This window comes from Zestomonas insulae (assembly GCF_016901015.1).
In the GTDB taxonomy this organism is placed as follows: Bacteria; Pseudomonadota; Gammaproteobacteria; order Pseudomonadales; family Pseudomonadaceae; genus Aquipseudomonas; species Aquipseudomonas insulae.
On record NZ_JAFEUP010000006.1, the window covers coordinates 142,481 to 155,220 of the forward strand.

Annotated in this window: 10 protein-coding genes; 3 read left to right on the top strand and 7 right to left on the bottom strand. The window is 66.3% G+C overall.

Translation table 11 applies throughout. From position 1 onward, the window contains the following. Positions 1-75: 75 nt before the first annotated feature. The 6 genes from JQX08_RS19220 to JQX08_RS19245 form a co-directional block, all read right to left on the bottom strand. Entirely contained in the window at positions 76-1,035 is a 960-nt protein-coding gene (locus tag JQX08_RS19220; protein ID WP_205350030.1) for a FecR family protein, read from the bottom strand. Continuing rightward, positions 1,032-1,529: an RNA polymerase sigma factor gene (locus JQX08_RS19225; protein ID WP_205350031.1), complete on the bottom strand. Its 498-nt coding sequence runs from the start codon at positions 1,527-1,529 to the stop codon at positions 1,032-1,034. Before JQX08_RS19225 ends, JQX08_RS19220 begins: the two co-directional genes overlap by 4 nt. A 48-nt stretch (positions 1,530-1,577) precedes the next feature. Further along, positions 1,578-3,758 (bottom strand): TonB-dependent siderophore receptor, encoded by a 2,181-nt coding sequence (locus JQX08_RS19230; protein ID WP_205350032.1) that lies wholly within the window; start codon positions 3,756-3,758, stop codon positions 1,578-1,580. A 169-nt stretch (positions 3,759-3,927) separates the two neighbouring features. Further along, the gene (cueR, locus tag JQX08_RS19235) at positions 3,928-4,350 is read right to left on the bottom strand and encodes a Cu(I)-responsive transcriptional regulator (protein WP_205350033.1); all 423 of its coding nucleotides are present in this window, start codon (positions 4,348-4,350) and stop codon (positions 3,928-3,930) included. Further along, a complete protein-coding gene (locus JQX08_RS19240) occupies positions 4,350-6,767 on the bottom strand; it encodes a heavy metal translocating P-type ATPase (RefSeq protein ID WP_205350034.1) in 2,418 nt (805 codons plus the stop codon). Before JQX08_RS19240 ends, cueR begins: the two co-directional genes overlap by 1 nt. Positions 6,768-6,836: 69 nt before the next feature. After that, positions 6,837-7,223 (bottom strand): hypothetical protein, encoded by a 387-nt coding sequence (locus tag JQX08_RS19245; RefSeq protein ID WP_205350035.1) that lies wholly within the window; start codon positions 7,221-7,223, stop codon positions 6,837-6,839. Positions 7,224-7,351: 128 nt separating this feature from the next. Here JQX08_RS19245 and JQX08_RS19250 point away from each other — a divergent pair, with 128 nt between their 5' ends. Further along, on the top strand, positions 7,352-7,549 hold the full coding sequence (locus JQX08_RS19250) for a heavy-metal-associated domain-containing protein (protein ID WP_205350036.1): 198 nt from the start codon (positions 7,352-7,354) through the stop codon (positions 7,547-7,549). 1 nt (position 7,550) lies between these two features. Here JQX08_RS19250 and JQX08_RS19255 read toward each other — a convergent pair whose 3' ends face one another. Beyond that, positions 7,551-8,180, bottom strand: coding sequence for a TetR family transcriptional regulator (locus JQX08_RS19255; protein ID WP_205350037.1), 630 nt, complete (start codon positions 8,178-8,180; stop codon positions 7,551-7,553). A gap of 148 nt (positions 8,181-8,328) precedes the next feature. Between JQX08_RS19255 and JQX08_RS19260 the strand changes: the two genes are divergently transcribed. Then, a complete protein-coding gene (locus tag JQX08_RS19260) occupies positions 8,329-9,507 on the top strand; it encodes an efflux RND transporter periplasmic adaptor subunit (RefSeq protein WP_205350038.1) in 1,179 nt (392 codons plus the stop codon). A gap of 11 nt (positions 9,508-9,518) precedes the next feature. Then, positions 9,519-12,665 carry an efflux RND transporter permease subunit gene (locus tag JQX08_RS19265; RefSeq protein WP_346727611.1) on the top strand — a complete coding sequence of 1,049 codons (3,147 nt, stop codon included), beginning with the start codon at positions 9,519-9,521 and terminating at the stop codon, positions 12,663-12,665. Positions 12,666-12,740 lie beyond the last annotated feature (75 nt).

Below are 12,740 nucleotides of genomic sequence, written 5' to 3' on the forward strand. Positions count from 1 at the left end.
GCGTCCTATATAAAGTGTGGGCAGATGCACCCCTGACGCGGCATGCCGTAAAAAGCCTGATGTCTTATTTGTGAATTATTCTCGACGCCGACGAGCGGTCGTCTTCTGCGGCTGCAACACGGTCGCCTTGCCGCCCTGCTGCAGGTGCACCGGGGCGATGGCGGGGAGCGCCTGGAGGAAGCCTTCGACGTCAGCCAGTTGCACCACCGCGCTGATCCGCGGGCTGCGCGCCGTGCCGAGCTCGGCCTGCACCGGCTGCTGGCGGTAGCGCGACAGGCTGGCGGCGATTTCGGTCAGGTCGGCCTGCTCGAACACCAGGCTGCCGCGCTGGAAGGCGAAGGCGTTGCTGGCCGCCAGTGGCAGGCGCCGCAGGTGGCCATGGCGATCGACTTCGAGCACCTCGCCGGCGCGCACCTGCAGGCTCTCTCCAGGTTTGGCGAGGCTGTCGACCTGCACCAGGCCGCGCTCGACGCTGACCCGCAGGCGCTGATCGAGGCGATTGACCACGAAACGGGTGCCGAGCACGCGCACCTTGGCCACGCCGCCGTCGATCACGAACGGCCGCTGCGGGTTGCGCGCCACGTCGAAGATCGCCTCGCCGCGCAGCAGTTCGACCTGACGCAGCGCGCGGTCAAAGTGCAGGTGCAGGCGGGTGTCGGCGTTCAGGGTGAGCTGGCTGCCGTCGCGCAGCCGGGTTTCCTGCTGCGTGCCGATCGTGGTGGCGAGGTCCAGCTCGAAGCTGCTCTGCCGGTAGCCATGCCAGCCGAAGGTGCCGCCCAGCGCGAGCAGCAGGGCGCACAGGCCGCTGTGCAGGAACTGCCGGCGCCGCTGGCGTTGCTCCATGGCCTGGGCCAGCGCTTCGCTGCGCCGGGTCGAGGAGAAGTCCCCCCACAGCTCGCAGAACGCCTGGTATTCGACGGCATGCTGCGGATGGGCGGCCAGCCAGGCTTCGAACTGCGCGCGTTGCGGATGATCGTCGGCGGCGTTCTGCATGCGAGCGAACCACAGCGCGGCCTGTTCGCGGGGGCTGCTCATGGGTAGAGCAGCTCGCGGGCGGCGCGCAGGTCGAGCAGCGCGCGGGCGATGTGGCGCTCGACCATGTTCTGGCTGATGTTCAATTGTTCGGCGATCTCGCGCTGGCTGCAGCCTTCGATGCGCGCCAGCCAGAACACTTCGCGGCAGCGCGGCGGCAGGCAGTCGAGGATGCGCTGCAGGGCGACCAGGCGTTGCTGAATGTCCAGCAGGTGCTCGGCTGATGGCGCGCCGTAGTCGTCGGCGCCTTCCTCGTGGAATTCCGGCAGCGGCTGGAAGCGTGCGTCACGGCGGAAATGGTCGATCAGCACCGAGTGGGCGACCCGTCGCAGGTAGGCGTTGGGTTGCTCGAGTGGCTGCGCGTGGCGCGCCAGGGCGAAGCGCAGCAGCGCGTCGTGCAGCACGTCGTAGGCACGCTGCACGCACCGGGTCTGGCGACTGAGGCTGAGCAGCAGGTCGCCGTAGGCCCAGCGCAGATCGATGCCTTCCCAGTTCATAAGCTGCTCACGCAAAGACCGGCTTGCGCCGGTCTTTGTTGATGTTGATTACAGAGACCACTTCGCCGTCAGCATGTAGCTGCGTGGATCGCCATAGGTGTCGGTAGACCCCCAGATCACGTCATAACCAATCGACGAGTAATACTTGCGATCGAAGATGTTGTTGGCGTTCACCTGCAGGTCCAGGTTCTCGTTGACCTGGTAGCCAGCCATCAGATCGGCGATCGCATAGCTGCCTTGCTCGATGCGATAGTTACTGCCATCAACCAGCGGTACATCGTTGTACATGCGGCTCTGCCAGTAAACACTGCCGCCGACGCGGAGTTTTTCCAGCGGGCCCTGGAAGCGGTAGGTGGTCGTTAGCTTGAACAGGTCTTCAGGGGTCGCGGTGTCGAAACGCTGGTTTTCGTTGGCCGGGTCCTGATCATGGATGTAATGCGTGCGGGTGTAGCTATAGCCCGCACCCACCTGCCAGTTTTCGGTCAGCGCGCCTTGAAGCTCCAGGTCAATGCCTTGGCTGCGGACTTTGCCGGCCGCGACGTAGCAGGTGGCGCCATTGCAGATCGGGCCCACGCTGGTGTCGACCGCGGCGCGGTTCAACTGATCGATCTGGAATACCGCCACGCTGGCGTTCAGCGCGCCATCGAAGTATTCGCCCTTAATGCCGACTTCGTAGTTTTCGCCAACAATCGGCTCCAGCACGTCGAGCGATACATCCTTCTCGGTTTGCGGCTGGAAGATGTCGGTGTAGCTGGCGTAGACCGAGTGATGCTCGTCGAGGTCGTAGATCAGACCAGCGTAGCGGGTGACATTACGGGTGACCTTGTAGTCGCCGTCGCCCAGGCGATCATCGTAGTCATACCAGTCGAGGCGTCCGCCGAGGATCAGTTTGAGCGGATCGGCCAGGCTCAGGCGGGTGGTTAGGTAGGCCGAGTCCTGGGTCGTTACGCTGTGTCCGTCAAACACGCTGTCACGCACGAAGTTTGGCTTGCCGCCGTCGAGCGGCCAATCGGTGACGTAAGGGCTGTAGCCCGTGTCGGTTTTGTCGTAAATGCGTTTGCTGGTGCCAACCACGACCTCGTGAGTACGACCAAAGGCTTCGACTGGACCAGTGGCGAACAGGTCGAGCGCTTTCTGATCCTCGTCGTGACCCGATTGCCATACGGTGCGCTCGAGCGTCGTGTACGGGGGGGTGTAGCGCGACTGGTAGGAGCCCCGGAACTGGCCGTCCAGCGTCGAGGCCGAGCCGCGCAGTTGCAGTTTCCAGTCGTTGACGAGGCGGTGCTCCACTTCGCCGAACACGGTGTCGATCCGTAGATCCTTGTTTTCCCAGTCGGACCCGGGGTTGGTGGAGCGGGAGAAGTCCAAGTGGCGGCCATCGGTGCCAATCGGCAGGCCGCCCCAGAAGAAGTTGGTCTGGTCTTCCTGGCGGGAGAAGCCCAGGGTCGCCGTGGTGTTTTCGCCCAGATCGGCTTCGCCAATGGCATAGAACAGGCCGTGGTCGCTTTCCACGCCATCGCGGAAGTCATTGGCATCCTGGTAGGAGCCCACTACGCGACCGCGTAGGGTGCCGCTGTCGTTGAGCGCGCCGGAGGCATCCAGCTCACTACGGTAATCATCCCAACTGCCGGCCGCGCCGGTGAGGCTCACCTGCGGCGTGGTCGTGGGGCGCTTGCGCACCATGTTGATGGCGGCGGAAGGGTTGCCGGCGCCAGTCACCAGGCCGGTGGCGCCGCGAACGATTTCGACGCGGTCGAACATCGCCAGGTTGGGTTGTACGCCCATCGTCCAGCCCGTATAGGAGGCGGGCAGGCCGTCATACATGATGTTGTCGATGTCGAAGCCGCGCGCTTTGTAGCCCTGACGACCCGGGCCGTCAGCCTGGCTGAGGAACAGGCCGGGGGTGGCCTTGACCACATCGTTGATGCTGGTCATGTTCTGATCGTCCATCCGCTGGCGAGTAATTACCGTCACCGCCTGCGGAGTCTCGCGGATCGACAGCGGCAGCTTGGTGCCTGTGCTCATCGCGCCCGTGGTGTAGGACTGGGTGCCTTCGGTGGTTTCCTGACCTTGCAGGCCTTGCGCATCGACCTGAGTCACCTGCAGATCCACCGTGCCTTTCGATTCTTCAGTGCTAGCGTTAGTGGCAGTTTCAGCGTTGGCAGGCTGGGCGACCCACAAGCTGATGGCGATAGCGGCTGCTAACGGCGACAGGTGATGACGGTTCATGGCGACGGGTTCTCTCAGAGGATTCTTGCGCGCTGCGAAGTTGCAGGAAGACCCATCCCGTCACGCGTTCCGAAGGGCGATCGATGTGCTTTGGGGTGGATATGCGGCGCGAGTGTAGGAGATACCCGTTCAGTAGTAAATAGGAATATTTGCTATTTGTATTTTGTTGCTATTTGATATTTGTTGCTGAATGGCTGCTGCAGCAGCCCGACTCCAGGTCCTTGAGGATCGGGCAGTCCGGCCGGTGGTCGCCGTGGCAGTGCTCGACCAGTTCCTGCAGGGTGTCGCGCAGGCCGCTGAGTTCGGCGATCTTGCGGTTCAGTGCGTCGATGTGCCCGCTGGCCAGCGCCTTGACGTCGGCGCTGGCGCGGCCGCGGTCTTGCCAGAGGGTGAGCAGCTTGCCGACTTCCTCAAGGGAAAAGCCGAGGTCGCGCGAGCGCTTGATGAACGCCAGGGTGTGCAGGTCCTGGGCGCTGAACTGGCGGTAGCCGCTGTCGCTGCGCCCGGCGGCGGGCAGCAGGCCGATCGATTCGTAGTAGCGGATCATCTTCGCGCTGAGGCCGCTGCGTTGCGCGGCTTGGCCAATGTTCATCACATCGCTCCTCGTGTCTCTGACTGGGCTGCGGAGTCCGCATTGGCGTGCGGCTTCCAGCGCTTGAGCAGCAGCGCGTTGCTGACCACGCTGACGCTGGAAAAGGCCATCGCCGCGCCGGCGAACATCGGGTCGAGCAGGCCGCAGGCGGCCAGCGGGATGCCCACCAGGTTGTAGATGAAGGCCCAGAACAGGTTCTGGCGGATCTTCGCGTAGGTGCGCCGGCTGATCTCCAGCGCGGCCGGCACCAGGCGCGGATCGCCGCGCATCAGGGTGATGCCGGCGGCGTGCATGGCCACGTCGGTGCCACCGCCCATGGCGATGCCGACGTCGGCGGCGGCCAGCGCCGGGGCGTCGTTGATGCCGTCACCAACCATCGCCACCACCGCGCCACCGGCCTTCAGCGCGGCGACCGTGGCGGCCTTGTCGGCCGGCAGCACTTCGGCGTGCACGTCGGCGATGCCCAGCACGCTGGCCACGGCTTGTGCGCTGCCGCGGTTGTCGCCGCTGATCAGGTGGGTGCTGACGCCGCGCGCGTCCAATTCGGCGATGGCCGCGGCGGCGCCCGGCTTGAGCGTGTCGCCGAAGGCGAACAGGCCGAGCACGCGCGGCTGCGGCTGTTGTTCGAGCAGCCAGGACAGGGTGCGCCCTTCGGCTTCCCAGGCCTGAGCGCGCGCCGTCAGCTCACCCGGCTGCAGGCCGTTGTCGTCCAGCAGGCGGCGGTTGCCGAGGGCCAGGCGACGCCCGGCCAACGTGCCGGCGATGCCGCGACCGGCCAGCGCCTGGCTGTCGCGCACCTCGGCGAGCACCAGGCCGCGCTCCGCACAGGCCGCCAGCACGGCTTTGGACAGGGGGTGTTCGCTGCCGCGCTGCAGGGCACCGGCGAGTTGCAGCAACTGCGCTTCGTCACCGTCCAGCGCCTGCAGATGGGCGATACGCGGACTGCCGGAGGTCAGCGTGCCGGTCTTGTCGAAGGCCACCGCGCTCACCGCATGGGCGACCTCCAGAGCTTCGGCATCCTTGATCAGGATGCCGTGCTTGGCCGCCACCCCGGTGCCGGCCATGATCGCCGTCGGCGTGGCCAGGCCCAGCGCGCAGGGGCAGGCGATCACCAGCACGGCGACGGCATTCAGCAGCGCGGTTTCCAGGCCGGCGCCGAGCGTCAGCCAGACCAGCAGGGTGAGCAGGGCGATGGCCAGCACCGCCGGGACGAACAGCGCGCTGACCTTGTCGACCAGCTTCTGGATCGGCGCCTTGGCCGCTTGGGCGTCTTCCACCAGGCGGATGATCCGCGCCAGCACGGTCTCGCCGCCGAGCGCGCTGGTGCGCACCAGCAGCCGCCCCTCGCCATTGATCGCCCCGGCGGTGACCGGCGCGCCGGGGGCTTTCGCCACCGGCAGGCTCTCGCCGCTGATCAGCGCTTCGTCGGCGTGGCTCTGTCCCTCGAGCACTTCGCCGTCGACCGGGAAGCGTTCGCCGGGCTTCACCACCAGCAGGTCGCCGAGCTGCAGTTCGGCGATTGCCACGTCCTGTTCCTGGCCGTCACGCAGCCGCGTCGCGCGCTCCGGGCGCAGCGCTTCGAGGGCTCGGATGGCGCTGGTGGTCTGCCGCTTGGCGCGGCTTTCCAGGTACTTGCCGAGCAGCACCAGGGCGATCACCACCGCCGCTGCCTCGAAGTACAGGTGCGGCATGGCGCCGCTCGGCGCCTGCCACCACAGGTACAGGCTCAGGCCGTAGGCGGCGCTGGTGCCGAGGGCGACCAGCAGGTCCATGTTGCCGGTGCGCGCCCGCAGCGCGCGCCAGGCTGCGCGGTAGAAGCGTGCGCCGAGGACGAACTGCGCCGGCGTGGCGAGCAGGAATTGCACCCAGGCCGGCAGCATCCAGTGGCCGCCGAACCAGTCGACCAGCATCGGCGCCATCAGCGGCAGGGCCAGGGCCAGGCCGAGCAGCACCGCCCAGCGCTCGCGGCGCAGGCGTTGTTCGCCGCTGTCCGCGCTCGGCTGTTCGGCGTCGAGCAGGCGTCCCTGGTAGCCGGCGGCCTGCACGGCCTGTAGCAGGCTGGCCGGGTCGACGCCGGCGAGCAGGCGCAGGTGGGCGCGTTCGCTGGCCAGGTTGACGGTCACGCTGAGCACCCCGGCGACCTTGCCCAGGGCGCGCTCGACGCGGCCGACGCAGCTGGCGCAGGTCATGCCGTCGATGGCCAGCTCCAGTTCGTCGCTGGGCACTTGGTAGCCGGCGTTCTGCACCGCTTGCAGCAGCTGCTCGAACGGCGTGTCGGCGAGTTCCAGGTGGGCGCGCTCGCTGGCCAGGTTGACGCTGGCGCTGCGCACGCCGGGCACCTGAGTGAGCGCGCGTTCGACGCGGCCGGCGCAACTGGCGCAGGTCATGCCGGCGATGGGTAGGTCGATAGACGTCATGTCGGATCTCCTGAGCGTTGCGCACAGGATCAACCTTGCCACATGGGCAAGGTCAAGCGGCGATCTGGATCAATAGTTGAGCGGGGCGGGAATCAGCTCGAAGCCCTGCTTGCCGAGCGCGATACGGTACTTGCGCACCTCGCCGGCGTGGATGCGCACCGGCTGGCTGTCCGGCTGGATGATCCCCGGCGTGCAGGTGCCGGGACCGATCAGCGCCAGGCGCAGCGGCACTTCGCCGGGTGGCAGGTTGAACGCCACCGACTGGCCCTGGTACAGGCGCGCGGCCAGTTCGTCGTGCAGGTACAGGCCGATGTCGCAGGGGCTGGCCACTTCCAGGCGCTCGCGAGAGACGATCAGCATGCCGTAGCCCTGCGCCTGGGCGGTCGGCGTGCCGTACGGGGCGGCCTCGGCGAGCGGCACCAGGCCGAGCAGGGCGGTCAGGATCAGACGACGCATGGCGGCTCTCCCCCAGATGGACAGCTTCATGGTGGGCGAGGCGGCCGGGCTCGGCAAGTCGACGCTTGACCTTGCCCCTGTGGCAAGGTGGACGCTTGCCGCAGAGCCAATCAACGGAGGTGCGAAAAATGTGCAGCTACAAGGTGCAAGGCATGAGTTGCGGGCATTGCGTGCGGGCCATTACCCGGGCGCTGCAGGCGCGCGATGCACAGGCGGTGGTCGAGGTCGACCTGGGGGCCGGCGAGGTGCGGGTGGCCGGCGCGCTGAGCGAGGAGGAAGTGCTCGCGGCGATCCGCGCCGAGGGTTATCTGGCCGAAACGGCCTGAGTCAGTCCGGCGCGCACCAGTCGCGCATCACTCCGCGGAAGAAGCCGTCGATCAGCGGCCGGGTGTCGCGCAGCGGATCGAACAGGTTGGGGTCGCGCAGCCAGTCGCAGAACAGCCCGAGCAGCAGCGCATGCAGTGCGCGTGCGGCGAGCTTCGGGCTGTGGCCGGGCTCCAGGTGGTTGCGCGCCTGCGCCTGAATGAACAGTTTTTCGCTGAGGTCGATGAACTGGTTGATGAAGGCGTTGTGGCGCTCCTCGGCCTCGCGCAGTTCCTCGGTGAACTCGCAGCGGTAGAGGAGGATGGTGAAGATGCGTCGTTTCTGCTCGTCGCGCGCCAGGTCCTCGACGGTGTCGATGCACAAGTTGCGCAGCGCCAGCAGCGAGGCGCAGGAATCCTCGCCCCCCAGCAAGGCGGCCATGTGTTCCGGCGGCAGGCGCACCTGGTTGAGCATTTCGTGGAACAGGTGGGCCTTGTTCTGGAAATGCCAGTAAACCGCGCCGCGGGTTACCCCGACATGGCGCGCGATGGTTTCCAGGCTGGTATGGGCCACCCCCTTTTCCAGGAACAGCAGTTCGGCAGCCTGCAATATGGCCTGGCGGGTCTTCTCGGCATCTTCTTTGGTACGGCGCATGGCGGCTCGCGGTTTACTGACTAGTCTCTCTTTTTAAGTAGAGTCTACCGGCTTTACGTCCTTTGGTTATGCCCCGTGCTCGTCGCCCGCCGACGGGGAAGGGGCTGCCGTCGCGCTTTTGCCTTTCGCGTCTGTCATGGAGACACCTATGTCGTTTGCTGTTCACGTCCCCCGTGCCCTTTCCTGTGCCCTCCTCAGCGGCCTGCTCGCCAGCCAGGTGCTGGCCGACGATAAGCCCGCCGCCGCGGCACCGCCGGCACCGGAAGTGTTGGTGGAAACCGTCAGCAGCGCGCCGCTGCCGCTGGTGCTGGAATACGCCGGGCGCACCGCCGGCTACCGCGAGGTGGAAGTGCGCGCCCAGGTCAGCGGCATCCTCCAGCAGCGCACCTATCAGGAAGGCGCCACGGTGACCAAGGATCAGGTGCTGTTCCGCATCGATCCGCGCCTGTACCAGGCGGCGCTGTCCCAGGCCAAGGGGGCGCTGGCCCAGGAGCAGGCGCGCTACCGCCAGGCCGACCGCGACCTCAAGCGGATTCGCGAGCTGCAGAAGAAGGGCTTCGCCAGCGAGAGCGAACTGGACCGCTACATCTCCAACTTCGAACAATCCAAGGCCAACATCGAGGCAGCCAAGGCCAACGTGCAGGCCAAGCAGATCGACCTCGACTACACCACGGTGAAGGCGCCGATCAGCGGCATCACCAGCAAGGAAACCGTGTCCGAGGGCAGCCTGGTGGCGGCCAACGACCCCAATTCCAGCCTGCTCACCCGCCTCACCCAGCTCGACCCGCTGTACGTCAACTTCGCCTATTCCGATACCGAGGGCGCCCGGGTACGCGACGGCGTGCAGAGCGGCGCGCTGACCATGCCGGCCAACGGCAAGCTGAATGCGGTGATCAAGTTCGGCGATGGCTCGACCTATCCTCTGGAAGGCCGGGTGGACTTCACCGACAGCTTCGTCGACACCGGCACCGGCACCATCAGCGCCCGCGCGGTGGTGCCCAACCCGGAGCATCGCTTGCTGCCGGGCCAGTTCGTCCGCGTGCTGATCAAGGGCTTCACCCGGCCGAACGCCATCACCGTGCCCGAGCAAGCACTGGCGCAAGCGCAGAAGGGCACCTTCGTCTACGTGGTCGATGACGGTGGCGTGGCGCGCATGCGCGAAGTCACCACCGGCGAGACCTCCGGCGGCCGCTGGGTGATCGAGTCGGGGCTGAAGATCGGCGAACGGGTGATCGTCGAGGGACTGCTGCGGGTGCGCCCGGACAGCCCGGTGAAAGCGGTCGATGCCGCGAGCAAGCCTGCTGATTCGTCTGCCAAGCAATCCTAAGGAGCGTCGCCGTGATCTCACGCTTCTTTATCGATCGACCGATCTTCGCGGTGGTCATTTCCATCGTCATCATTCTGTCCGGCCTGGCGGCCATGCGCGCGCTGCCGATTGCCCAGTACCCGGAAATCCTCCCGCCCGAAGTGGCCGTCACCGCCACCTACCCGGGCGCCAGCTCGCAGGTCATCGCGGAAACCGTGGCGGCGCCGCTCGAGCAGGAAATCAACGGCGTCGAGGGCATGATCTACCAGCTTTCGAACTCCGACAGTAACGGCTCGATGAGCCTGTCCGTGTACTTCGCGGTCGGCACCGATGCGGACCAGGCGACCATCGACGTCAACAACAGGGTCCAGGCGGCGCTCGCCAAGCTGCCGGAAGACGTACGCCGCCAGGGTGTGAAGGTGGAGAAGAAATCCTCCGACATCCTCCAGGTGGTGACCCTGTTCTCGCCGGACAACTCGCGCGACCCGATCTTCATCAGCAACTACGCGCTGATCAACGTGATCGACGAGCTCAAGCGTATTCCCGGGGTCGGCGATGCCAGCCAGTTCGGCTCGAAGGACTACTCCATGCGCATCTGGCTGCGCCCGGACAAGCTGGCGCAGTACAACCTGACGCCCACCGACGTGGTCAACGCGATCCGCGAGCAGAACTCGCAGTTCGCCGCCGGCAACTTCGGCAAGGAGCCGATGAACGACCCGCAGGCGTTCACCTACACGGTGAGCACCCAGGGGCGCTTCACCGATCCCAAGGAGTTCGAGAGCGTCATCCTGCGCACCGATGCCACCGGTGCCAGCCTGCTGCTCAAGGACGTCGCACGGGTCGAGCTGGGCGCCCTCGACTACTCGCTGGTGACCACCCTCAACGGCCAGCAGAACGCCGCTTTCGGTATCTTCCTGCAGCCCGGGGCGAACGCTCTGGACACCGCCGACGCGGTGAGCAAAACCATGGAGCGGCTGGCCAAGCGCTTCCCGCAGGGCATCGCCTACAAGATCCCCTACGACACCACCACCTTCGTCAAAGTCTCCATCGAGGAGGTGATCCACACCTTCTTCGAGGCGCTGGTGCTGGTGATGCTGGTGGTGTTCATCTTCCTGCAGAACTGGCGCGCCACGCTGATCCCGGTGCTGGCGATCCCGGTGTCGCTGATCGGCACCTTCGCCGGCATGTACATGCTGGGCTTCTCGATCAACCTGCTGACCCTGTTCGGCATGGTGCTGGCGATCGGCATCGTGGTCGACGACGCCATCGTGGTGCTGGAGAACGTCGAGCGGGTGATGCGCACCGAGAAGCTCAGCCCGCGTGAGGCGGCGATCAAGGCCATGGAGGAGGTGACCGGGCCGATCGTCGCCATCGTCCTGGTGCTCTGCGCGGTATTTGTTCCGGTGGGCTTCCTCGGCGGCCTGGCGGGACAGATGTACAAACAGTTCGCTATCACCATCGCGGTGTCGGTGGTGATCTCCGGCATCGTCGCCCTGACCCTGTCGCCGGCGCTCTGCGCGCTGCTGCTCAAGCCCGAGCACAAGGAACCGGCGGCACCGTTCCGCTGGTTCAACAACGCCTTCGAGCGCTTCACCAACGGCTATACCGCCGGTGTGCAGTTCTTCCTCAAGCGCTCGCTGATCGGCCTGCTGGTGTTCGGCGGGATGATCGCCCTGCTGGTCGTGCTGTTCGGCCGGGTGCCCGGCTCGCTGGTGCCAGACGAGGACCAGGGCTACGTGATCAACGCCTACATCCTGCCGCCGGCGGCCTCGCTGGGGCGCACCGAACAGGTCACCGGCGCGGTCACCGAGCAGCTGATGAAGCACCCCGCGGTGCGTGACGTGGTGACCTTCGCCGGTTACGACATCCTCACCTCCGGCGTGCGCAGCAACGTCGGGGTGTCGTTCGTGCCGCTCAAGGACTGGAAGGAGCGCACCACCAAGGAGCTGGATGCACGCAACCTGCCAGGCCCGTTCATGGCCATGGGCGCCCAGCAGAAGGATGCGGTGGTGATGACCTTCAACCCGCCGCCGATCACCGGCATGAGTACCACCGGCGGTTTCGAGGCGTACATCCAGGATCGCAGCGGCGGCTCGATCGCCCAGTTCGAGGACGTGGTGCACAAGTTCATGGCCGCGGCGGCCAAGCGCCCTGAACTGGTCGGCGTCAACACCACCTTCAACGCCGACGTGCCGCAGTACTTCATCAACCTCGACCGCACCAAGGCGCGTGCCCTGGGAGTGGCGATCAATGACGTATTCACCGCCATGCAGTCGACCTTCGGCAGCTACTACGTCAACGACTTCACCCTGTACGGCCGTACATGGCAGGTCAGCCTGCAGTCCGAGGCGGACTTCCGCCGCAAGCCGGAAGACCTGACCCAGGTGTTCGTGCGCTCGTCGACCAACGACCTGGTGCCGCTGTCCTCGCTGGTGAGTGTCGAGCGCATCCTCGGCCCGGACTCCTATGCGCGCTTCAACGTCTACCCGGCCGCCAAGGTGCTCGGCGGGCCGGCGCCGGGCTATAGCTCCGGGCAGTCGCTGGCGGCGATGCAGGCGGTGGCCGACGAGGTGCTCGGCGAGGACTACACCCTGGCGTGGATCGGCTCGGCCTACCAGGAGCTGGCGACCCAGGGCTCCGGTAGCACCGCGTTCATCTTCGGCCTGATTCTGGTGTTCCTGATCCTCGCCGCCCAGTACGAGCGCTGGACCCTGCCGATTGCGGTGGTCACCGCCGTGCCGTTCGCGGTGTTCGGCGCGATTCTGGCGATCTGGCTGCGTGGGCTGTCCAACGACGTGTACTTCCAGGTCGGCCTGGTGACTCTGATTGGCCTGGCAGCGAAGAACGCCATCCTGATCATCGAGTTCGCCGTGCTGTGCCGCGAAGAGCAGGGCATGGGCATCTTCGAGTCGGCGCTGGAAGCCGCCAAGCTGCGCTTCCGGCCGATCGTGATGACCTCGCTGGCGTTCATCCTCGGGTGCGTACCGTTGGCGATCAGCAGCGGCGCCGGTTCGGCCAGTCGCCACTCGATCGGCACCGGGGTGATCGGCGGCATGCTCGCGGCAACGCTGCTGGCGACCTTTCTGATCCCGATGTTCTACCTGCTGGTCGAGTCGGCTGCCGCCAAGCTCGGCGGTAAAGACAAGGACAAGACCGCCGCGCCGGCTGCGGCCGAATAGGCCTGAGCGCGCGCCGGGGCAATCGCTCACCACGATTGCCCCGGCGCGCGCTGCGGCGAACGCACTGTTGTGCAG

What these genes read in the sequence shown, in the direction of transcription:
- JQX08_RS19220 (WP_205350030.1), bottom strand. Translation starts at nt 1,035, where the DNA reads ATGAGCAGCCCCCGCGAACAGGCCGCGCTGTGGTTCGCTCGCATGCAG.
- JQX08_RS19225 (WP_205350031.1), bottom strand. Translation starts at nt 1,529, where the DNA reads ATGAACTGGGAAGGCATCGATCTGCGCTGGGCCTACGGCGACCTGCTG.
- JQX08_RS19230 (WP_205350032.1), bottom strand. Translation starts at nt 3,758, where the DNA reads ATGAACCGTCATCACCTGTCGCCGTTAGCAGCCGCTATCGCCATCAGC.
- cueR (WP_205350033.1), bottom strand. Translation starts at nt 4,350, where the DNA reads ATGAACATTGGCCAAGCCGCGCAACGCAGCGGCCTCAGCGCGAAGATG.
- JQX08_RS19240 (WP_205350034.1), bottom strand. Translation starts at nt 6,767, where the DNA reads ATGACGTCTATCGACCTACCCATCGCCGGCATGACCTGCGCCAGTTGC.
- JQX08_RS19245 (WP_205350035.1), bottom strand. Translation starts at nt 7,223, where the DNA reads ATGCGTCGTCTGATCCTGACCGCCCTGCTCGGCCTGGTGCCGCTCGCC.
- JQX08_RS19250 (WP_205350036.1), top strand. Translation starts at nt 7,352, where the DNA reads ATGTGCAGCTACAAGGTGCAAGGCATGAGTTGCGGGCATTGCGTGCGG.
- JQX08_RS19255 (WP_205350037.1), bottom strand. Translation starts at nt 8,180, where the DNA reads ATGCGCCGTACCAAAGAAGATGCCGAGAAGACCCGCCAGGCCATATTG.
- JQX08_RS19260 (WP_205350038.1), top strand. Translation starts at nt 8,329, where the DNA reads ATGTCGTTTGCTGTTCACGTCCCCCGTGCCCTTTCCTGTGCCCTCCTC.